This is a genomic window from Bradyrhizobium genosp. SA-4 str. CB756 (genome assembly GCF_000473125.1).
Lineage (GTDB): Bacteria > Pseudomonadota > Alphaproteobacteria > Rhizobiales > Xanthobacteraceae > Bradyrhizobium > Bradyrhizobium arachidis.
In genome coordinates, this window is sequence record NZ_KI421499.1 from 6370161 (window position 1) to 6392680 (window position 22520).

A 22520-nucleotide genomic window follows, 5' to 3' on the forward strand; every position below is an offset into this window, starting at 1 on the left:
TGTCGCGGCGAAGCGCAGGGGCAGAGTGCTCATTCACCGATGTAGAGGCGGCCGCGCTTCTTGGCGATCTGGTAGACCAGCACGCTCAGGAGCGCGATCAACGATCCGTAGACGGGAAACATCCAGGCGATGTGCTCGCGTTGCAACCAGACCAGCAGATAGGGTGACGTCCCGCCAAACAGAGAGACGCCGAGCGCATAGCCGAGAGCCACTCCGGTGGTCCGCACGGCGCGCGGCATCAGCGTTGTCGCGATGAAGTTATAGAGGGCCATGTTGAAGCCCACGATCGCGCCACCGAACACCGTGACAAAGAAGAACGTGACGATGCCCTTTTCCGAATAGAGCAGCGTCAGGAAGAAGCATGGGATGAGCAACAGGCGCAGCAGCGTGAACGCGCGCGAGGGTCGTACCTTGTCTGCGAAAGCGCCGACAAGAGGCGCCGTTGACATCCAGATCAGGACCATCAGCGTCATGATCCCGTACACATACGTACTGTTCTCCTTGAAGACCGTGTTGGCCATGTTGGGCAGACCGGTGTTCCACGCATAGTTGGCGATCTGCACCGAGCCGATCACCAGGATGACGGCGAGCAGCGAAAGGCGGACGCTCCATAGCGTTTTCCACACACCGCCAGTCGTTTCCTGAATGCGCGAAGACTCGTCTTGCCGATGCATGGCTCGATTGATCAAGGTTTCCGGCACCGTCGTGCGGAGATAGATGATCAAAAGGCCCAGCAGGCCACCGACCGCAAAGGGTATGCGCCAGGCCCACTCGCGCATGGCTTCAGGTGCGACCGAGGCGCTCACCAGGAAGGCAACGAGGCTCGATCCAAGATTTCCCAACTGGATGAATGTGCCACCAATCAGACCCAGGTAGTGTCCCTCCTTTCCGGGTGGCGCCAATTCAATTGCAATGGCGTTGGCGACACCAGCCTCAGCGCCAGTGGCAAGCCCCTGAATGAGCCGCATGATCAGCAGCGCTATCGCCGCCGCGACGCCGAGGTCCTTGTAGGTGGGCAGCAAGGATATCAAAAGCGAGCAAACCGCCATGGCCGTAACCGAGATCAACATCACGCGCTTGTGGCTGATGCGATCTGCGACCGGCCCCAGCAAAGCCGCGCCCAGCGGTCGAGCGCAAAAACCCGCCCCGTACACGGCCAGCCCCGCTAGCAGCGAGGTGGTGGGATCATCGGAAGGGAAGAAGTGCGGCGAGAGAAACGCTGCCATTACGCCGTAGACATTCCAGTCGTACCACTCCAGCGCCACCCCTCCTCCAAGGCCAACGGTCATCCGCTTGTTGGCAGTTTGCTTGTCAAGCTGGATGGATACAGCGCTGGGCTGAGCAATGATGTTCATGGATCCTCTGACTCTATTGATGCGTTAATAATGTTGCGGGTCGCGCGAGAACGAGCAGCCGCTCGTCGGCTCACCTGCGCCCGCAGCGGCGGGGTCTACGAGAGCGGTGGCATGGAGCAGGCCGGACCGAGGGAGCGCAGGCGCAAAAGGCGCTCGGGATGCCGGCGGAAAGCCCGCCTCGCTTCACGTATTTGCGAGTCTCGCCTCAGGAGCGGCCATTGCACGACCCTAATGCCGCAGGACGCCTCCATCATTGCTTCCGACTTTCGCGGCGGCTCGCGTAAAGCGCGCGCGACATTCCGTGCCATTCCCATGGCTTACCCTCCTCCTGTTGCTCTGAGCGCGCTTCTGAAGAAGCTGATGTTCTTGTTGGACAGCGCAGCGCCAAAGACCGCCGCAGCGTCAATGAGATCCTTCAAATGCGCCCCACCCTCGCCGGTCGCACGCTTCCGGTTTCCCGCATTTATCCGGCATTTAAACACCGGCTTCTGAAATCGATTTCAGAACCAATAAGAATTCGGATCTGGGGAGTCAAGCTGCTTTTTAAGGCTGAGGCCCGCCTCACGGGACACCGTCAGCCCCGCCTCGAGCGAGTGGCGCCAGCGACGCGGAGGCTGATTCAGCCAAAATAGCTCCCAAAGAAGCGTCGTTGCTAAGAAATCGATTTCAGTTTATGCGCTGGTTCTCATATTCCTTCAGGAGAACCGCTCCATGACCAAGACATCCGATCTCATCCTGTCCACATCTGTCGCGCCCCACGTGCGCCTTTTGACGCTGAATAGGACATCGAAACGAAACGCGTTGAGCAACGAACTGATTGTGGATCTAGGCGCGACCTTGCGCGATGCCGCAATTGACGAAGATGTCCGCTGTGTCGTGATATGTGGCAGCGATGCGTTCTTCTCTGCCGGCGCCGACATCAAGGAAATGCGAGAGCGCGGCTTTGAGGCAATCGACAATTCCGCGCGCCGTTCTGCCTGGCGGGATGTCGCCAATTTCCCCAAGCCTCTCATTGCCGCAGTCGAGGGCATTTGCTTCGGCGGCGGCCACGAATTGGCACTGCTCGCGGACATCGTGATAGCAGGCGAAGGGGCTGTATTTGGACAGCCTGAGATTAACATCGGGATATTGCCGGGCGACGGCGCGACGCAAAGGCTGACACGCGTGGCTGGCAAATCGCTGGCCATGCTGATGATCCTGAGCGGCCAATCCATCACGGCGCGGATCGCGATGCAGGCCGGCCTTGTGGCGGAAGTTGTCGAAAGCGGCAGGGCGCAGATTCGTGCGGTCGAACTAGCCGATCTGATTGCGCAAAAGCCTCCCCGTTCGGCTGAACTTGCCAAAGCTGCAGTTCTCGCCGCGTTTCAGACCACGCTGGACGCCGGGCTCGAGTTTGAACGCCAAGCCATCCGCTTTGCGTTCAGCACAGCTGACCAGCAGGAAGGCATGAACGCCTTCTTTGAGAAGAGGCCGCCGAACTATCTCGGAAACTAGCCACCGCGATCTGCTCGCATGCGGCGCCAGCGAAGCTGGACCGCGTAATATGGGGCTTTCAACACTCCTTCGGGTCGACCAGGCCGGCGCTACGGGCGACGATTTCGTATTGGCCGGCCCTTGCCACACCAACGTACATGTTCATCCTACAGTGGCGCTTGCCCGGCACCATCTCCGCCGGCCCGCCAGGCCCTTCCACAAGCTTTGCGTGGTCGAGCGCGGCGGCGACCGCCTCGCGGTCAATTGTACCGGCTTCCTTGACTGCCGCTTCCCACAGCTTCAATCCACGATAAGTGCCGGTCGCGGCGCTGCCTGCTGAGAACCGGAACTTGCCAGGAAACTGCTTTTCGTAGGCCGACTGAATTTTAGCGCTCACCGGATCTTCGACCGCCAGTGCCTTGTAATAGTCGAGGCTGCTGGCGAGGCCCTCGATCTCGTGAGCCTGATTCATTTCGAGCGTGTTCTCGTCATAGTAGACGCAGCCCAGCTGTCCCCCATTCCTGGAAAAACCTGCTTCATAAAGCTGTTTGAAAAAAGAGCCGACGCCGGGGGGGATCACACTGTTGAAGACCACGTCTACTTTGTTGGACGTGATGCGGCTTACGGTCGAGGAAAAATCAATTTGGTCGAGGGGGTAGTACTCCTCGAACACCACCTCCCCGCCGCTGCTCTCGATCACCTTGCGCGCATAGGCGTTGATTGTTTGTGGCCAGACGTAATTGGAGCCAGGGAGCGCGAAGCGTCTGCCCCCGCTCTTGATCAGCCAGGGGATGAACCGGTCGCAATTCTGCGCCGGAACCGGGCCGGTACAGAACAGATAGGGCGTGCACTCCTTGCCTTCGTAGGCTTGCGGATAGATGTAGAGCGTCTTGCCACGAGAGATGATGATGTCCTTGATGGCGTTGCGCATCGAGCTCGCAATGCCACCGAGCACCAGGTCGACCTTGTCTCGCTGAATCAGCTTGCGGACATTGCCAACAGCGACAGACTCGTTAGACGCAGTGTCCTCGATCAGGAGCTCGATGGGCCGGCCCAGTAGACCACCAGTCTCGTTGATCTCGTCGACCACCATGCGAGCGACATTGGCGTCGGTATTCCCGGCAAAGCCGAGTGCCCCCGTAAGGTCGGTGGCAATACCTATCCTGATCGGGCCTTCGGCGGCGTTGGCCCAGTCAGGACGGATCGCCCAGCTGCCCGGACCGGCCGCAATGGCCGCAGACGGAAAGGCGAAGTTGCCGAGAAAGCGGCGGCGGCTGAGTTGTCGGTGATCATTCAACATCGAACTGCCCTCCCCTTGGCTCTTAGCCTTAAATCCACGTGCCCCGCTCTTTCCCGGGCGCCGGCAGCCTGAAAGCTATCCGTCATTTTAAGTTTCAAGCAGCCTCTTCCGCTCGCGTTTGGGTAAGATCGCGTAACAAAGGGCACGTTCAGGACAGTCTGAAAAACTCCTTCGCGTTCTCGCCAAGGATTCTGATCGCCAGGCGCTCTGCGTCTCGCCGCCGAAAGTAACCGTTCGCGATTTTTTCATTCAGAACCTCGCCGATAAGCTGGCGCGCGCCCTGTATCGCGGCAAACGTCTCCTCAACGTGAAGACAATCTCCTCCGATCATCATTCGCGATTCATCCGGCAAGACTTCAATAGCCTCATGAAGGGCGAGCTTGAAATGTGACGGGCTCAACAGAAACGACCAGCACAAATCAAGCCAGACATTTCGGTACACAAAGGCCATTCCCAACAAATCCCGGCTCCAGGGATAGGCCAAATGCATCAGCAGAAAGCGGGTCCGAGGATGACGCTCAATCAATCCGGTCATGCGTAGGGGGTGGGAGCCGCTTATGATTGCCGTTCCAAGATGAGTTTGGACTGGCAGGTCGGCCTCGCCTGCGAGTTGACAAAACAAGTCGACGACAAAGTCGCAGAACGCCTTGCGCGCCGCAGGGGATGGAGACCTTTGTCCCCAGGCCTGCCGAGCCAGTTCCTCGTTCGGTTCGTCAAAGCGAATATCCCGGTCATAGGCGAGTGCGTTCTTGAGCGCGATGTGATTGCGCCGTGAGCAGCCGGCAACGAGCTCGCGGATTGCGTCGCAATAATCATCGAAGGTTTTCACCTCCAGGCCGAGGCGCCGCAGCAACGTATGCCCGCAATTTCCATTATGATCGCGAGATTCGGGGTGCCAGCCGAGGGCGAACGCGTTAATCCGCAGGACCGCATCGTAACTTTGCCCTAGGACCGGCCGCGGATCCATCAACGGATCGAGAAAAGGGTCCGTTACGATCCTTCGGATGGCGGCCCGCCCGATCACCTCACTTGGCCATGTCGCCTCCTTGTGGCGCAAGCGCACCGAAGCATCTACCGCCTCCCAGTTGTCGCGAGTGATTCCAGTGTCGGCGACACCGTAAAGCTCGGCGACTCCGCGGACGAGGTTACGGACGAATGCGTTCGATCCGCTCCTCTCGAGGAACGGCGCAAGCGCCTCCCAGGTGGTCGGCTCGGAAGGGATAGATACCATTTCGATCGTTGCCTTAGGCTCGGATGGCAGCACGTGGCTCGTCCAAGCCACATAGCTCTGTTGGAACAGTTTCAACAGATTTACGTCCGCGCCATGTGCGATCTCGGCCATGTGATGTTCATGGACATCGACGACTTGGCACGCATTGACAAAATCGCTCATGGTTTCGGACATCGCCCCTCTCCGTTCAGCCATCGCAAGAAATTCAAATGCGCCACCTTCGACCTGGAGATAGCCACCGGCGAACGCCTCTACGGCGCTAGATACGTCAACAGCCGCGGGTCGTTGCGCAGCTGCTGCGACGGCCCCGAAAGCGCGACACGGCCGCGATCGAGCACATAGGCCTGCTCCGCTACGCGCATTGCAAGGTCGAGGTGTTGCTCGACGATGATGATGGCGATCTCTCTAGCTAGCTCGACCAAGCGCTCGGTGATCTCCTCGATGACGCCGATCCAAACACCCTCGGTCGGCTCGTCCAGCAGGAGGAGTTTCGGGTTTCCGAGGATCGCGCGCCCGATTGCGAGCATCTTGCGCTCGCCACCGGAGAGCGTTCCGGCCGGCTGATCGAGGCGCTGGCCGAGTTTCGGAAACATCTTCATCACCCGCTCCACTGCCGATCCATCGGGCTCCAAAAGCGATCCGACGGCGAGATTGTCACGCACGGAGAGGCGCGCGAACACTGAATGCTCTTGCGGCACATATCCAATGCCGGCCCGCACCCGCACTTCCGTCCGCCGGCGATCGATGTCTTGGCCGTTGAACTGCAGGCAGCCCTTCCATGCCGGTAGTTCGCCCACGATCGCTTTCATGAGCGTGCTCTTTCCGGCGCCGTTGCGGCCGAGGACGGCGACCCCGCCACGCGGCGGGATGGCCATATTGACGCCGTACAAGACCTGACTGCGTCCATAGCCGGCGTCGAGATGCTTGATATTGAGGATTTCAGGCACGGCGCAGATAAATCTCCTGGACGCTTCTGTTGGCCTGGATCTCGGCAACCGTTCCTGACGCCAGCACCTTGCCCTGATCAAGCACCGTCAAGCGGTCGCAGATGTCGCGGATAAAATCCAGGTCGTGCTCCACGATGACGAGCGAGCAATGCTGTTTGATCGGCTGCAGCAATTCCCCGGTGACGCGGCGCTCTTCCAGGCTCATGCCGCCGGTGGGCTCGTCCAACAGCAGCAGGCGAGGTCGGCATGCGAGCGCCATCGCGATCTCCAACCATTGCTGCTGCCCGTGAGATAAGGTCGCCGCAGCATCAAAGGCGCGATCGGCGAGCCGGAACTGGAGCAGCATCGTCATGACCTCCTCGTGCAGTCGTCCTCGAGTGCGCGAGAACGCCAGGTCCAGCAGTGAGGACCTGGCCTGCAGCGCGAGCAGGAGGTTGTCGTAAAGCGTGAGGGCAGGTAACACGGCGGTGATCTGGAATTTCAAGCTCATGCCAGCTCGCGCACGCTCCGGCGGCGTAAGCGAGGTGACGTCAGTGTTGATGAACGTCACCTTGCCTCGGGTTGGCACGAGCGCACCTGCAAGACACTTCATCAGCGTGCTCTTGCCCGAGCCGTTCGGTCCGATCAGGCCATGAAACTCTCGCTCGCCGACCGTGAGCGCCGCTCCGTCTAGCGCGGTGAGCTTGCCAAAGACCTTGGAGACGCCGGCGGCTTCAAGGAGCGGCATTGCGCTTCTCCTTCAGGCTCGGGCCGAAATGACCTACACGTTCTCGCTCGCCTAGCACGAGGCTGATCAAGCCGAGGGGCCGGAACAGAATGACGAGCAACAGCAGAACGCCGAGAATGATCGGCCAGATATCGCGATAGTTGTCGGAGAGCCAGAAGCTGAGCCCCTCGACAATCGCGGTGCCGACGACCGCACCGATCAATGTCCCGGAGCCGCCGAACAAGACGTAGAGAACGACCTGGGTCGACATGACCACGCCCAGCATGTTTGGCCAGACGAACCCCTCGTGAAACGCATAAAGGCTACCGGAAGTACCTGCAATCGCACCGCTGATTGCGAATATGATCGCCTTCAAATGTTGCACTTTGTACCCGAAGAAGGCGATCCGCTGTTCGTTCTCTCGCAATCCCGCGAGCGCCAGGCCGAACTGGGATCGCGACAAGAAGCACGACAGAAGATAGATCAGAACTAGAATGGCTAGCACCAGGTAGTAGAAACCTGGTCCCTCACTCAATTCGTGCGAGCCGATGGTCATCGGTTGGATCGAAGGGATGCCGTTCTGGCCGCCAAGATAATGTGACCCTCTCGCCAGGCGGTCAGCTGCGTAAGCTCCGGTCATCGTACCAAGGGAAACGAAGACCACACTGGAGGGATGACGGCCGAGCAGCAGGAAGCCTGCCAACAGCAATGCCGCCACAAAGCCTATCAGGGCTCCGGCCGGAAGAACGGCAAAAATCGATCCGAGCCCGAAGTCGCGTGAAAGCAGCGCCACACCGTAGCCGGCCATGCCGAAGAACAACGACTGGCCCAAGCTCAATATCCCGGCATAGCCCCACACCAGGTCGAACGACAACGCGAAGAGGCACAGGATTAGCACTCGCGTCGCATAAACAGTGATGTAATCCCGCAGGACGAGCGGTGCGATCAAAGCGGCAATCAGCAATGCCAATTCGAGGATCGGAAGCACCTTCTTTCGCCCTCCGAAGGCAGATGCCACGACGGGCGAACGAGCAGCTTGAATGACGCGTGGCGGCGGCTGTATGCGAGTGCCGGTCGATGACATCAGCACTCCTTCGGATCGACAAGGCCGGCGCTACGCGCGACAATCTCGTACTGGCCGCCCTTCGCCACTCCGATGTACATATTCATCCTGCAGTGGCGCTTGCCGGGTGCCATTTCGGCAGGCCCGCCCGGCCCTTCTGCAATCTTGGCGTGGTCGAGGGCGGCGGCTACCGAGTCGCGGTCAATTGAACCAGCCTCCTTCACCGCGGCCTCCCATAGCTTCAGTCCGCGATAGGTGCCGGTAGCGGCGCTGCCTGCCGAGAACCGGAACTTGGCAGGGAATTGTTTGTCGTAAGCCGATTGAATCCTGGCGCTCACTGGATCCGCCTCCGCGAGCACCTTGTAGTAGTCGAGGCTGCTCGCAAGCCCTTCAATCTCCTCGGCCTGGTTCATTTCCAGGAAGTTTTCGTCGTAATAGACGCAACCCAGCCGCCCGCCGTTTTTGGAGAAGCCGGCTTGGTAGAGCTGTTTGAAGAACGGGCTAACGCCGGGCGGGACAATTGCGTTGAAAACCACGTCTACTTTGTTGGATATGATGCGGCTAACCGTAGAGGAAAAGTCGATCTGGTCGAGCGGGTAGTATTCTTCAAAGACGACTTCGCCACCGCTGCTCTCGATCACCTTGCGCGCATAGGCATTAATTGTTTGCGGCCAAACATAATTGGAGCCAGGCAGGGCAAAGCGTTTGCCACCATTTTTGATCAACCAGGGAATGAACTGGTCGCAATTCTGCGCCGGTACCGGCCCGGTGCAGAACAGAGAGGGCGTGCACTCTTTGCCTTCGTAACCTTCCGGATAGATATAGAGCGTCTTGCCGCGAGAGATAATGACGTCCTTGATCGCATTGCGCATCGAACTCGAGATACCCCCGATCACCAAGTCGACCTTATCTCGCTGAATCAGCTTGCGCACATTTCCCACGGCGACGGATTCGTCGGAGGCAGTATCCTCAATCAGGAGCTCGATCGGGCGTCCCAATAGGCCGCCGGAGTCGTTGATCTCCTTGACTAGCATGCGAGCGACATTGGCGTCGGTGTTGCCGGCAAAGCCGAGTGACCCCGTAAGATCGGTAGCAATGCCGAGCCTGATCGGGCCTTCCGCAGCATTTGCCCAGTCCGGGCGGATCACCCAGCTGCCTGGGCCCGCCGCGATGGCAGCCGAAGCGAAAGCAAAATTGCCGAGAAAGCGGCGGCGGCTCAGTTCACGGCTGGCGTTGATCATCGGTTGACCCCTCTCCCCGAAATTAGGCCTTGCGGCCGGAGCTTGATAAAAATGATGGCGAGCACGAACACCAGAACGTCGGCGAGCACCGGTGACATCAGCCAAGGCAGCCAGGCACTGAGCGTGCCGATGACGCTGGCGCCTGCGACCGGGCCCGCGAAGGACCCGACGCCGCCGACCATCACGGCAACAAAACCCTGGATAAGAAAGCGAATGCCGAGATCGGCGAACAGTGAAAAGACCGGCACGATCAGCGCGCCGGCGAGGCCCGCGAGCGCCGCGCCAAAGGCAAAGGTGAGGCTGTAGATCATGCCCGTGGAGATGCCCGAGGCCCGCGCCAGCGACGGGTTCTCCAGCGAGGCGCGGACCCGCAGGCCGAACGAGGTGTAGGCGAGCAATGCATGGCTCGCGGCCATCACCAGCAAAGTGATGATGACGATGACGCCGCGCCAGGTGGCGAAATGCAGACTACCGATCGTGATAGAGCCACTGATTGGCTCCGGCACCGAGAGATAGAGTCCGCCGGTCAGGCCGCGCACGGCTTCGCGAATGATCAGCCCAAGCGCATAGGTGCCAAGCATGGCGACGATTGGAGCGGCGTAAAACCGTCGAACTACGAGCTTTTCCAGGACGAAACCAAGGGCGCCGACCACGACCGGCGCGGCAAGCATGCCGAGCGGGACCGGCAAACCGACGCTGTGCATGAGATAAGTGACATAGGCGCCGAGCAGGACGAACTCGCCCTGGGCGAAGTTGACGATACCCATCATGCTGGCAATGATTCCGAGACCGAGCACGATCAGCACAACGATCGCGCCGAAGCTCAAGATCTCGAAGATGGCGATAGGTAGCGTATCCATGCTGCTGCGTCACATTCCCGGCGATTGCGAGTACATCCTCTTCACGCCGACCGCTTGACGGCGTGGGCTACTCGTTGGAATGCGAAGGGCTGCTGCCACGAGAGCGCTCCTAGAAGGTCATCCCGGCAATGGGAGTTGCAGGCGAACGTGAGCTTCTTGGGCGGCTCGCCTGTCGATACTTCATTCACGACACGCAGCGCGAGATTTCCCATAGAAACGTAGGCGAGATCTGAGTAATGTTGAGTAATGTTCGCTGGGCAACCGACATTGCACCCGCGGCCGAACACCTGCCTTGCCAATCAGCGGAAATGTAGATTCAATTCCCCCCGCACACGTGTTTTACAAGGTTTGAAGCAACTCGTCGGAGGCCGGAGGCGTGTCATTATACTCTTCGAGCCGCCTGATGACGGCGCATGACAACCCGCTTCGGCCGGCGAACTCCTTCACCGACCAGTTCAGCATCACCGAGGGCTCGCAACTGCCTCCCGGTGAGCTTTGATGCGGGCCGACGGTTGCGACGATCTTGGCGTTGCGTGAGCGGCGCATCGTGCCCCTCCAAATCATGAGATCATAGTTGCATGAAACCCGACGGGGCTGTTCATAAGGAGTTCAAAGCGGTGCTAGTGGACCATCCACACAATTGCTTTGCCCCTGGCCCGTCGTCGCAGGGGAACAGGAGAGAACATTCGGCTTACGCTCCCGATGCCGCCGCGAGCTGCTCCTGTCGCGCCGACCGCACGATGCTGTCGACTGCGCGGTAGGCGAACACAATCGCCGGGCCGATCGTAATGCCTGCCCCTGGGTAGATTCCACGCATCGGCGAGGTCATGTCATTGCCGCAGGCATAAAGACCTGCGATCGGCGCGCCATTTCCATTCAGGACCTGTCCCTCTGCATCGGTTGAGAGGCCGGTGGCCGTTCCAAGGGTTGCCGGGACAATTGGGAGTGCGATGAATGGGCCGGTTTTGATAGCCCCAAGGTTCGGGTTTTTCTTACCGGCCGCCGGATCTCCCAGCGTACGGTTGAAAGCCGATTCACCGCGGTTGAAGAGCGGATCGCGTCCTTCAGCTGCGTGGACATTGTGTTCTTCAACGGTTTTTTCGAGCTCGTTGGGGTCGAGGCCCAATTCCAGTGCAAGCTCCGCAATAGTCCGGCCCATCTCGATGTAGCCTAACCGGGCATACTTCTTGATACTCAATGTCCATGGCCAGGGGAGCAGGTGACCCATGCCCCTGAGGCGGACGAATTCCTTGTCGCAGATGAAATAGAACCGCTTGTCCGCCGGATAACCGTTGTTGAACATGGCAAGGCAGATATCATGATACGAATTGGATTCGTTGACGAAGCGCTTGGCATTTGGCCCCACCGCGATGACGCCTGGACGGCCACGATCGAGCCAGCCGTACGGGACCACTTGCGAGGAGCGGCCGTTCCTGAGGATCGAGACGGGCGTCCAGAAGCCGCTCGATGCCACGTCATTATCAATTGCCGCTCCGAGCTTGCCTGCGAGCGCAATACCATCACCAGTGACATCGCTGTGGGCGAGCGTATCACTGTGTTGGTGGCCTCCGCTGAGCTGGGCTCGCATTCGACCGTTCCGCGCAAAGCCACCTGTTGCCAGGATCACTCCGTGCGAGGCGCGGACGCGGAGATCCGTGCCATCCCGCTTCAAGATTGCGCCAGTAACTCTCCCTCCCTCCCTCGTCAGATCTACCGCCGGGCAACGTGGCCAGATGTCAACGCCATATCTGCGCAGGCTTACCAATAACCGCGCGATCAGCGCATTGCCGCCACTGAGTTCAGTGCCCCTCCTGTAGCGCAGCCGGTCGCCTGCGTAGCGGCTGACCCGGCGCAGGACGTGTTTGAGCGCGGCAGCCGACTGGAAGGGGTAGAGGAAGCTTCTCACCTCGCCGGACGAAATCATCATGCCGCCGAGCACGACGCGAATCGGATCACCTATCAGGTCGAAATCCTTGCCGAGAAGCCGTCCGTCGTAAGGTGCTGGGCTTAGCGCCCGGCCCTTGTCGACCCCGCCGATCTGGCTCGAATGATAATCCGGAGCGGAGGCCAGTGTGAACTTGACTTCAGTCCCATTCTCCAAGCTGGCGAGCGCTGTTGGACCGTCTTCAAGATAGGCGTCCACGAACTCGGGGCGATAGTAGTCGCCAAGTTCGTGTTGCAGATAGATCTTCGCTTTCGCAACCGAATCGTCAATGTTCGCGGCTCGGGCCTGCATTGAGCATGGAACCCAGATCATGCCGTTCGACAGGGCGGTCGTGCCACCGAGCCGGTCAGACTTCTCGCACACCGTCACACGAAGTCCGGCCTTTGCCGCATAGAGTGCTGCGGACAGTCCAGCCGCGCCGCTGCCGATCACGAGCACGTCTGTCTCCAAATCGAGCCTTGGCTTGCTCGCTTTGGAGAAGGAAGCAGCATTGGGTTTCGATTCGGTGATCGGGCTATTCATTCGTGCCTCGGTGCGGAGTCTGCAGTGAATGCTGACGCTCTCGCGGGAGCGGAACGGCTTTGAATTCTTCGGCTGCAGCCTTCACCGCCCGCTCGATCGGGATCCGTTCGATGGAGGAGGCGCCAACGAAGCCGATACATCCGGTCGATCGGTAGACTTCCGAGGTATCCTGGGGCTCAGCGATTGCCCCGCCATGGCAGAGAAGAGTGACGTCCGGGCGGACGGCTTGAGCTGCAGCATTGATCTCGTTGATGCGCCTGATGGCCTCTTCAATCGACTGTCCCTCCTCATGCCCCGCAAGCCCGCCGCGCGTTGCGCCGACATGTGGGATGATGCAGTCGGCTCCCGCCTTTGCCATCGCTTTGGCGTCGTGCGGGCTTGCGACATAGGCGAGCGAGAAGATGTTCTTCTTGCGGGCTGCCGCGATCATCTCAACTTCACGCTCAAACCCGAGCCCGACGCGGCCTCGACGTTCACGCCATTTCTCACCCATCGTTGAAATGGTCGGGTAGTTGATCACGCCGGAGAAGCCGGCAGCCCAGAACTTGGCCAGAAGGTCATCGAGGTCGAGCCGGAGGGGATCCCAGGCCTCGACACCGCCTATAACAGGCACGGAGGAGACGACGTTGCGGATCTCCGCCGCCAGCTCGAGCGTGCGCGCATTGGAATCGCCGATCCGGCTCGTCGGCAGCCCCATCAACCGCGATAGCCCAGTACTGTAGACCACGAGCATGTCGGCCCCGCCGAGAGTTGCGCATTTTGCGACGAGCCCGCAACTGCTCGCCGCGGCAAGCACCGCCTTTCCTGCCTCAATTTGAGCTGTGATCTTTGCGAGTATTTCGGCCCGATCAAACATCCGCACCGGATGCCCCTCCTGGTGTCAGTCGTTCGACGATCCACGATGCGGCCGCGTCCGCAAATTCCGGATCGTTGATGTGACAATCCAGCTCGCGGGCGATGATCGAGGGCGGCAGGTTGTGCCTGACAGCGTCGAACCAGGCTCTATCGGCTTCAGGATTTCGAAAGATTCCACCGTCCCGGTCATAGTCAGACACCCCCTTGGCCGGCCACAACACGAGGGCGGGCGTCTTTGCTTGCGAAAGGCGCTCTGCTGTGAGCCTGCCTATGCGCTCGTTCTCCGAGACGGTCGTGCGCATGAGCGTTGTGAAGGGGGTATGCGAATAGAATTGGCGCCCCTTGAACTCGGCAGGCACGCTCGAGGGAGGGCCAAAGTTCACCATGTCGACAGCTCCCGGCGCAATAAGCTGAGGAATCATGCGGTGAGAAGCTGCCTTGAGCCGATCGGGACCTGCACTGGCGGTGCCGCCGACGAGCTCGTCAGCGAGCTCGGTTGTGGTCAAATCGATCACCGCATCGAACTCACCGGCGGACACGAGCTGCTCCATCTTGCGGCCCCCAGCGCCATTGGCCGGAAAGACAATCGCGTCGACGCCTGCCTCTGCCAGCTGCGCTACACAGCGATTTGCCGCCGGCGTCGTGACCCCAAAGGCCGTGATCGCAACAGTCTTTCTCTTCCGCCGCTCTGGAGCTGGCACATAGCGCATCGCCGCAATGGCCCGTCCTGCGTTGTCGAGAACGCGTTCGGTGAACGCGTTGATTCCGAACAGATCGACCAGGGTCGGATAGAGGAGGATGTCATTGTGGAGGGCGAGTTCGGCCAGGAGGGCTGGCCTCGCGCTGCTCACCAGCAGCTTTGGGAATCCATACGGCAAATCCGATACAACTTCACCGAAGACTGCGCTGCCTTTGCCGCCCGCTACTCCGACGACAGCGTCGATCGCACCTGATCGCAGGAGCTCCTTGACTTCTTCACGCGCTGTTGCAGCTGTCTCCCGTAAGAGCTCAGCGGGTGCAGCCACCCGTGCATCGCTGCGATCCGCCTCGCTTCCGCACCTCTTGCTTGACGTGCCTACATCAATCGTAAGAGTCTTGCGGCCGCACTGTTCGACGACGCGCGCGAGATAAGCGCTTTCGCGGCCCTTTGTGTCCAAGGTTGCGATAATCGCCACCTTGCTCGCAAGATCGGAAGGGTGACCATTCCGGACCGACCTCTGGTCGCCCGCGCAATGGTGAGACACGATCTTCCTCCTAGACGTTTCTGGACATTTGGAGGTCTAGATCGAAGTAAAGTGGCTCATAAGGCCGGATAGGAGCGCGACTGGGTAAAGTTGGGTAAGTGCGAAGCGGGCCATGGGAGCAGCAGCCACTTCGCGGAGGACTCGAAATCCGAAAGATTTAGATTCTGAGACTGTCTGCGTCGTAGACGTCGCTTTCGCGGTCGCCGATATGAATCAAGGGCAACGCGCCGCTCGACAGTACTTAGCGGAAGCCGAGCAGCACGTAGCACTCGGTAAGCGCCATATTGCCCGGCAGGTCGAGATCATTGACGAACTGGCGCGGGCCGATCACGACACGGGCTTGGCATTGGATTTGTTCCAGCTATCTCCAGATGCAGGCCTGCCATTTAGTGCGTCGGGGCCGCATCCTGAAAGACTTGGAGGCAGAGCCTGCCCGGCTGAGATGGATGGGTATTATGCACACGGCTAACCCATGACGCCGCGATTCGGCCGAAAATGGTCAGACGCATCGCGGCAGGTTACGAGCAAGCACTCCGTATCCTTTGCCAGGAGAATCGTGACGACCCGCTAACGGGAAAAGATCGCGAAAAAAGATCATTTAGATCGCACAAACCGGCAGCCCGTGCCCCCGCAGAAATATCGGCTCTAGCGATCAAGGAGTATGAAATCAGGTTGGCCTGTCCGTCCCCGTGGAGCCCTGTGCACAGAAGTGGGATGCATCTGATCATAGGCGCCGCGCGCGAGCCTTGTCGAGCTCGAGCCGTTCGATCTTGAGCGACGGTCGCCAAGGAAGACAAACGCATTATGGCCATAGCCCCCATGACACCGCGCTAGCCAAGTATTGCTGAGGCAGTGACTGCGCGGCTGTCGGTATTGAGACAATGTCGGCAACTTGACGCTACACCGCCACGAGGAAGCGCCTGGAAAGTCTGCGAATTTACTTCGGCACGCGACTTGCTCTCTTTGCGGCATCATCACCAATCGCAGTGCGATGGTCTTCGGGACGGACTCGGCGCGTGTCGCCGTTAGCGTCTGATCCACCCCGAGGGTTTGCTGCGCGATAACTCAAGGGCGCTCGGTCGTGGACCAAGAAAATGCAGGGACGTGTTGAATGCGATCTGGAGTTCATCTTTTGGGAGCCACGACAATTGCGCTCGTTGCAACCGGTGCGGCCAATCCTGCAGACCTTGAGCGAGAACTGAAACTGCCACCGGCGATGTGGCATTGGTCCGGAGGCTATATTGGCGGGCATGTCGGCGGCGGGTACGGCCAAACATCCTTCAGCAATCTCTACGGTCCGTCAATCTATGGCGGCATCGTCGATACGCCGGCGTCCCTTGCAGGTGGCCAGATCGGCTACAATTGGCAGAAGAACGGCTGGGTGTTTGGCGTCGAACTCGACGCCAGCGGTGCTGCCTCCGACGGCACAAATACCTGCCTCGCGTCGTCCGGCTTGGTCGTGAGCGCAAACTGCAAGGCAGGCCCCAACGTCTTTGCCACCGCGACGGGCCGCGTCGGTTACGCGTTTGGCGCTCTGGGCCGCACGCTGGCCTATCTCAAGGGAGGCGTGGCTTGGCAAAACAATCAGGGCGACGTCGTCAATAACTACGAGGAGCGCCGGTTGCCACAGGAGAAAACACATTTCGACTATGGTCGCCTCGGTGGCATCATCGGGCTGGGCGTCGAGCAAGCGCTTTCGCCTGCATGGTCCGTCACAGCTGAGTATAACTATCTGCGTTTCGGCGGACCAAGTGTCACGACGCCTCCGACGGTGCAGGATCCCCCGTTCGCAATTCTTCCGGCGAACACAACGACCCTGTCCAGCAACTATCACATCGGGAAGATTGGATTGAACTACCATTTTGGCGCCGACCCATGGACGGCGGAATGGTCCGACGCGCCGCTGTACGCGAAAGCACCGGCCGGCGCGCCGATTGCTTACACGGCCGGTTGGTCGTTCGAAGGCGGATCGCGGCTCTGGCTCAGCCGGGGACGATTCCAATGGGACGCCAGCGGCGTTGGCGCTGGCGGCATTGAAGACCCCAGCATGCTCGTGTCGAGGCTCACCTATCACGGACTGGACGGACTTTCGGGGGAATTATTTGGCCGTCTTGACAGCCCGTGGGGAGTATTCCTGAAAAGCAACATCGGCGTTGGGCGCTTCAACAAAGGAAAAGAAAACGACGAAGATTGGGGCATCCCGCCCTACCTCAACACGGTATCAGGGCAAGCAAACGGGAGGTTCACGTACTACACGGCCGACGCCGGTTACAATTTTCTGCGCGGCGCCAACTACAAGCTTGGGGGATTTATCGGCTGGACCTACTACGAACAGAACTCCGACTCGAGGGGATGTGTAGAGATCGCCAACCCAAGCGCATGCTTATCGCCCGGCGACGACAGGGTCGTTGGCAGCCAGAATACGCAGTGGAATGCACCTCGTGTCGGCCTGAGCGCCGAAACCATGCTGACCGAGCGTTGGCGTTTGAGTACGGATGTCGCTTACTTACCCTGGACCGATTTCAAAGGCCGTGACAATCATCTCTTGCGTCCGACGACCACCTTCGTTGAACAACGGGGCAATGGTGGCGGCGGCGTCCAGGTCGAAGGCGTGCTGTCCTACTTCATCACGAAGAACGTTAGCGTCGGTATCGGCGGGCGCTATTGGGCAATGTGGACCGAAAAGGACGGCGAAGTGAGATGCACAGGCTGTCGTGGTCCGGGAAACGTCAGTAGGGGACAGTTTTCGAAGTACAGCATGGAGCGCTGGGGCACATTCTTTCAGGCGTCCTATAGGTTCGATTGAAATGATCACACCTCCAGCCAAGCTCCAGGCCTTTTCGACGCTAAATGCCGCGCATCGAGTAAGCACCATCATGTCGTTGCCGCCGGCTTACCCCTATCGTGCCAACCGCGCGGCCTGCGCAAGACGCTGGGCCGGATGCTCGCCGACGCTGGCTGCAGCGCCCACGACATCATGGCCGCGCTCGGACACACCGCACTTGCAAAGGCCGAGAGATACACCCGCGACGCCGACCGGAAGCGCAGCGGCAAGCGCGGGCCTACGCATCTTAATGAACATCGGAAGAACAAACCTTCCCAAACCACACCGGGAATTTTGGGAAAAGCGGCAAAAAGCGATGGGAAAACAACGCCATGATTGCCCGACTGGCGCTCCCCAGGGGATCGAAGGGCGATCAAGGAAGGCTTTGAAAAACATACAGAAATCAGCTTAGCTGCCAGCGAAATGCTACCACGCGCTGCTACCACCGGCAAGCCGCCAAATCGCAGGCTATTCGCGACTGATGTAGCCGATAGGTACCTCAGCTCGCTCGTACACCCGCGTCATAGCTTGCAATCCAACTCACTAACTCGCCTTCGTCATGGAAGATCTTCCGGAGAGCAACCTCAATCATGGGATTGTCTCCTATTGGAAGCAGCATACGGGGGTCAGTCTTGAGACCAACGCAAATCTTTCCAGTCGCGAAAGCGTACCCCAACTCGAATGCCGCCCGTCCAGTACAATGACGAGCACATCACAAGCGGCTATGGCGTTAATGTCGAGCTGAAATACTTTGGCTTTCGCCTCCTCTACTGACATTCCGTCCCGCACAAAGTCCAAGATAAGGCCTCCGTCCTCCTGCGGTAGGTACACATTGGCGAAGCTCGAAATCGCGTCTCTGAGCGACTTCCTTACTCGCTCAGCTTGCGAAAACAACGGAGCCGCAAGATACACTCTAGTTCCGTTGGCCTTCACACCTTTCCTCCGCTCGCGAGCAGCTCGTCTATGCGCTTCTCAAAATGTCGCCTAGCAATATCTGCCTAGCAATCCTGCGCGATGTCTTATCACGGCCCTCGCGAGAATTATCGAACGTGAATTGAGGCTCCGGCTTATAGACCGACTTCAACGTGGCAAACTGCTTCACGAGAGAGACGCCGTCGTCATCAATCACCATGGTAGCTCCTCGAAGCTTCCCGCGCCTAGCCTGCCTGTCGCTAAGTGCCTGCTCATCAGCTTCCAAGAAGATTATTTGGCCAGCCGCAAGTGGGCCGCTATGCTTACATACACGCGCCCGCAACTCATTCAACATTCAACTTTTCAACGTTCTCAACATCTGTTTTGGAGAATGTGCAAAAGTCAAGATAGCACCTATCCATAACGTGCATGCCAACTCCAGCACGCCTCATCTTATCGTTCTTCTCGCGAAGCTGATTTTAAAGCCATTCGTCTATTTCCTTTCTCTGCTGCAGTGAGTGTCATATGGTCTTGACACATCTTTTCCGGTGCTCGCCCCGACCATTCCTCGAAGGTTGAGAAGCATCTCAATCCCTCCAGATTGCTCGACTTTCCTTTTTATGCTTCCCGCACGACACGAGGACATCGTTCTCCGACTGGCCGTCCGTCATAGACCCTCCTTGTCGCGAAAACAGGCCCTTAGTTACAGCGCGTCGTAAGACAGCGTCGGATGATACAATGCGCAACAACGAAGAAACTTCAACAGATCCATAAATCGCGCAAATGAGCCGCAGAATCGGACCTTCAAGGATCGCATGAGACTATCTCAATCAGCCCATGCGGGCGCATGCAGGAAGGGCAACAGATGTTTGAAGTTGTTGACGGAAGAATTATCGGAGACGGGATACCCTTGGAAATCCCGGGGGTCGTGATTTCGGCAGAACTGGCTAGAGGAGCCAATGGTATAGTCTATGCGGGTGCAGACACCTTCCTTGAGAGGCCGGTCGCCGTAAAGATTTACACGAAGCTTAAAGCCGAAGGCGCCCGGGACAAGGCGCTTCAAGGCATGGAGGAGGCTCGGAAGTCTTGGCGCGCCTTAAGGCAACCCAAAGAAGAATTCCACATCGCGGAGCCGTACGAGAAGTTATTCTATAGTTCGGCTGTGGAGATTTACAATGCCGGCGTCTTGGCTGATGGCGTTTTCTTTGTGGTCATGGAGTTCATCGATGGAGTTACCCTAAGGGATTGGTTGCCATCACATCAATTCCCAATAGGCAGAAAATTTTACATTGCAGAGGCCCTGACGGAGCTCGATGCACAGTGGGGAAAGTCACACATTTATCACGGAGATCTCCATTGGAACAATGTTATGATTGAAAAGGACAATAGGCCAAAAACGTACTGGGAGATTGGTGAGAGAGCGCCGAAGATAAGGATCTTGGATTTTGGTACATCGTATTTTTCACACGCGCCGAACTCGAGTGAGACACATTTCAGGGTTCTCGCTGAAACCGCTACTCGATGTATATCGCCAATTCCACTCGATGAAATCTTGCCAGCTGAAAAGCCCAAGGATCTGGGGACCGTTAAAACAAGGAGTTGGATACAGAAGTCTATTTGCGCGTTTCGCGCGGCACTGTTCTTGATGGGGCGGGAAGCTGTTGGTTGGCCGTACTATGTTAATTGGATGCTCGGCTATAAGGTTCCGAGTCATACAGATATAGAACCGGCCAAGGCCCTCATCAAAAGGCTTGGCCTGCTAGATAGAGATGACCAGGCGATCGAGGTTCTTGGAGGATCTCCACAATGGAGTGAATTTGACGGTCGCTATAAGAGGCATCCTGGCGATTAATGGCCGACCGCAAATGCATGTGCAGGGGCGGGATTTCAAGCAGAAATTGTCTAATTGCGTGCGGCGGCGTATCCTCCGGCTAAACTGCTCTCCCAAGGAGTAAGTAACATGCCACCGACTGACCCTCCGGTTTCGAATAATACCTGGTATCTCTTCAACAACTCCGATTCGGTTATAGTTTTTGTTCACGGAATTTTTTCCGGCAGCGCTACCTGTTGGCTTTATCGCGGCGACAATGGAAGCCAAGTTTTCTGGCCAAAACTAGTTACGGAAGACCCGAGAATTCTGCCCGTATCGATTTTTATGGGCGGCTTTTACACAGGGCCAGAGTCGCGAGCTTATGACATTCGCGCGTGCGCCAGCGAGCTATTAAGCGCGCTCAAACGAGTCGATCCTACCGGCCTGAGACCAGCGCCGATTGAGAAGAAACGGCTGATATTTGTCTGCCACAGCACCGGCGGCATCGTCGTACGATATATGTTAGAGAGCGATTATGCGCAATTCGCTTCAAAAGAAGTGGGCCTCGCGCTGATCGCGTCCCCCTCGTATGGATCGAGCTTAGCGGATACCTTCAGATGGATTTCGAGACTATATAACCACAAGCTGATGGCTCAACTGGAGTGGGGTAATTGGAGCATTGAGGACCTTGACGACAGATTCAAAAATCTTTTAGCGAAGAAGTTGATTCCTCAGCTCAAAGGGGCTGAGGCGTATGAGAATCTTTTCATTGTTCGCAGGAAATGGCTGCCGTCGCGCAGACATGTAGTTGAAAAGCAATCAGCCGGCCGATATTTCGCTGCACCCCGGCTCCTCAGAGGCACAGATCATTTTTCTTCCGTTAAGCCGGATAGCTTGACACATCCAGCCCACGAATTTCTGTTCGACTTTCTCAGCGAGGACTATCCTGATCTGGTTGTTTCCGATGACTTCATATCACAACTGAATTCGCGGCTAAGTCCGGCCGGTGTTGAGTTTATGCATGACCACTATGGAAAGAATGTTATCGCGCATAGCGGTGAAGACGATTTCACAGCAGCAACGATCAACGAGCTTCTTGAAAAGCGACTGATCGAGGAGCAACCAAAGTTAAAAGACGCGTATGCATTTACCTCCGTTGGGAAAGCGGTTTCAGAGCGGATTAAGAGCAACTTAATTGAGAAGAAAAAGAAAATTGGCTCACGATACTATGTTTATATCTCTGACAGCAAAATTGACATGCTGTTCAGTCAAATCTCATCCACTCCTGAGTCTAACCGGTACAAAAAAGCTGATGAGGTAATTAAGCACATCTATGACACCGAGAAAGTCGGGACTATCGACGCGCCTAGTGAGTACTTCCACGGAACTCTTGATATGAGGTGGGGTCCTTATGGCGACGGCTTCTATCGCTATCAGCGAGCCGACGCTTCCGAAGAGACCTCGCCTCTGGCGTACTTCAGCGGACATCGCGACAGGACGCTTGTCGCTCTTTGCGGCTCAACCAAGCATCTTATAGGTTTGGACCTTGGTGAACTTGGAAAGACACATGCTCACTCGTATTCAATTACGCCAATGATTGAAACATTTTTTCGAAGAAAGCTTGACCTCGACCCTGCAGAAGACCTCGACGAGATGGGATATTTGGGCAACTCCGGTTCCGACTTGGTATATCATCTTGTGAATGCAGACCGGAACATGCAAGGAGGCCCTGCTGCCAAACTAGAGTTTTTAGCTCGCACGCTTATGAGTTGGCGCGAGCCTGGGGCAGACGAAATCTCGGAATCAGAGAAGATACATTCAATGGTGCTTGGCACTCCAATCTATGTGGCCTTGGCTCGGTGAAGCCTACGATGATTCCTGTCGCATTGAGCGAGGTCTAAAAGCGATGGCGGAATAAGAAAATATCACATCCCAAATTGGCTGAAGAGCTAAGAAATTTTTGCCGGTATTTTCGAGGCCCTGGACGAATGGTAGATGGCTTCGCTTGTGGCACTTCCGAGATTCTCAACGCTCCTTCTTCCTGTCGACCGGACTATACGAATCGATCGGGTCTCTTCAGCGAGCGATGCGCTAGTTGCGCTTGAACGATCATGAACGTCAGAGACTGCCGGCCGCCATCGAGACCGGCTGCATCGACGATCGCCAGTCTAGACGCTGCGGCCACCCCACCGTCAACCGGCGGAACATGTTGGTCACGCGACGTCAATCGGC

The 22520-nt window shown here is 57.9% G+C and carries 18 protein-coding genes; 5 read left to right on the plus strand and 13 right to left on the minus strand.

The features are described from left to right. Positions 1-29: 29 nt before the first annotated feature. Complete coding sequence (locus tag BRAGE_RS0130620) at positions 30-1355, minus strand: MFS transporter (RefSeq protein WP_063617247.1); 1326 nt, start codon at positions 1353-1355, stop codon at positions 30-32. A gap of 711 nt (positions 1356-2066) precedes the next feature. On the opposite strand from BRAGE_RS0130620, the gene BRAGE_RS0130625 reads away from it, so the two are divergent. Further along, complete coding sequence (locus BRAGE_RS0130625) at positions 2067-2849, plus strand: enoyl-CoA hydratase-related protein (protein WP_027564946.1); 783 nt, start codon at positions 2067-2069, stop codon at positions 2847-2849. Positions 2850-2907: 58 nt separating this feature from the next. Here BRAGE_RS0130625 and BRAGE_RS0130630 read toward each other — a convergent pair whose 3' ends face one another. The 11 genes from BRAGE_RS0130630 to BRAGE_RS0130680 form a co-directional block, all read right to left on the minus strand. Then, positions 2908-4128 (minus strand): substrate-binding protein, encoded by a 1221-nt coding sequence (locus BRAGE_RS0130630; protein ID WP_035730247.1) that lies wholly within the window; start codon positions 4126-4128, stop codon positions 2908-2910. Positions 4129-4276: 148 nt separating this feature from the next. Beyond that, positions 4277-5533: an amidohydrolase family protein gene (locus tag BRAGE_RS0130635; protein ID WP_027564944.1), complete on the minus strand. Its 1257-nt coding sequence runs from the start codon at positions 5531-5533 to the stop codon at positions 4277-4279. Positions 5534-5610: 77 nt separating this feature from the next. Then, complete coding sequence (locus tag BRAGE_RS0130640; protein ID WP_027564943.1) at positions 5611-6306, minus strand: ABC transporter ATP-binding protein; 696 nt, start codon at positions 6304-6306, stop codon at positions 5611-5613. Next, the gene (locus BRAGE_RS0130645; protein WP_027564942.1) at positions 6299-7033 is read right to left on the minus strand and encodes an ABC transporter ATP-binding protein; all 735 of its coding nucleotides are present in this window, start codon (positions 7031-7033) and stop codon (positions 6299-6301) included. The genes BRAGE_RS0130640 and BRAGE_RS0130645 overlap by 8 nt, the downstream gene beginning before the upstream one ends. Continuing rightward, on the minus strand, positions 7020-8030 hold the full coding sequence (locus BRAGE_RS0130650) for a branched-chain amino acid ABC transporter permease (protein WP_027564941.1): 1011 nt from the start codon (positions 8028-8030) through the stop codon (positions 7020-7022). Before BRAGE_RS0130650 ends, BRAGE_RS0130645 begins: the two co-directional genes overlap by 14 nt. A gap of 65 nt (positions 8031-8095) precedes the next feature. After that, entirely contained in the window at positions 8096-9316 is a 1221-nt protein-coding gene (locus BRAGE_RS0130655) for a substrate-binding protein (RefSeq protein WP_027564940.1), read from the minus strand. Then, positions 9313-10176 (minus strand): branched-chain amino acid ABC transporter permease, encoded by an 864-nt coding sequence (locus BRAGE_RS0130660; RefSeq protein ID WP_027564939.1) that lies wholly within the window; start codon positions 10174-10176, stop codon positions 9313-9315. The genes BRAGE_RS0130655 and BRAGE_RS0130660 overlap by 4 nt, the downstream gene beginning before the upstream one ends. Before the next feature lie 339 nt (positions 10177-10515). Then, positions 10516-10722 carry a hypothetical protein gene (locus BRAGE_RS0130665; protein WP_027564938.1) on the minus strand — a complete coding sequence of 69 codons (207 nt, stop codon included), beginning with the start codon at positions 10720-10722 and terminating at the stop codon, positions 10516-10518. A gap of 145 nt (positions 10723-10867) precedes the next feature. Then, entirely contained in the window at positions 10868-12643 is a 1776-nt protein-coding gene (locus BRAGE_RS0130670) for an FAD-dependent oxidoreductase (RefSeq protein ID WP_035730251.1), read from the minus strand. Then, a complete protein-coding gene (locus tag BRAGE_RS50195) occupies positions 12636-13499 on the minus strand; it encodes a phosphoenolpyruvate hydrolase family protein (RefSeq protein WP_063617248.1) in 864 nt (287 codons plus the stop codon). The genes BRAGE_RS0130670 and BRAGE_RS50195 overlap by 8 nt, the downstream gene beginning before the upstream one ends. Beyond that, positions 13492-14673: a Tm-1-like ATP-binding domain-containing protein gene (locus BRAGE_RS0130680; RefSeq protein ID WP_231164231.1), complete on the minus strand. Its 1182-nt coding sequence runs from the start codon at positions 14671-14673 to the stop codon at positions 13492-13494. The genes BRAGE_RS50195 and BRAGE_RS0130680 overlap by 8 nt, the downstream gene beginning before the upstream one ends. 181 nt (positions 14674-14854) lie before the next feature. On the opposite strand from BRAGE_RS0130680, the gene BRAGE_RS55120 reads away from it, so the two are divergent. Further along, the gene (locus tag BRAGE_RS55120) at positions 14855-15211 is read left to right on the plus strand and encodes a hypothetical protein (RefSeq protein WP_141263448.1); all 357 of its coding nucleotides are present in this window, start codon (positions 14855-14857) and stop codon (positions 15209-15211) included. 663 nt (positions 15212-15874) lie between these two features. Continuing rightward, positions 15875-17548 carry an outer membrane protein gene (locus BRAGE_RS50200; RefSeq protein WP_231164230.1) on the plus strand — a complete coding sequence of 558 codons (1674 nt, stop codon included), beginning with the start codon at positions 15875-15877 and terminating at the stop codon, positions 17546-17548. A 621-nt stretch (positions 17549-18169) separates the two neighbouring features. Here BRAGE_RS50200 and BRAGE_RS58055 read toward each other — a convergent pair. Continuing rightward, on the minus strand, positions 18170-18499 hold the full coding sequence (locus BRAGE_RS58055; protein ID WP_433994934.1) for a nucleoside 2-deoxyribosyltransferase: 330 nt from the start codon (positions 18497-18499) through the stop codon (positions 18170-18172). Between the two features lie 844 nt (positions 18500-19343). Here BRAGE_RS58055 and BRAGE_RS0130705 point away from each other — a divergent pair. Both BRAGE_RS0130705 and BRAGE_RS51870 read left to right on the plus strand, forming a co-directional pair. Next, on the plus strand, positions 19344-20330 hold the full coding sequence (locus BRAGE_RS0130705) for a hypothetical protein (RefSeq protein ID WP_141263447.1): 987 nt from the start codon (positions 19344-19346) through the stop codon (positions 20328-20330). A 108-nt stretch (positions 20331-20438) separates the two neighbouring features. Beyond that, the gene (locus BRAGE_RS51870; RefSeq protein ID WP_141263445.1) at positions 20439-22151 is read left to right on the plus strand and encodes a DUF7019 family protein; all 1713 of its coding nucleotides are present in this window, start codon (positions 20439-20441) and stop codon (positions 22149-22151) included. Positions 22152-22520: the final 369 nt, after the last annotated feature.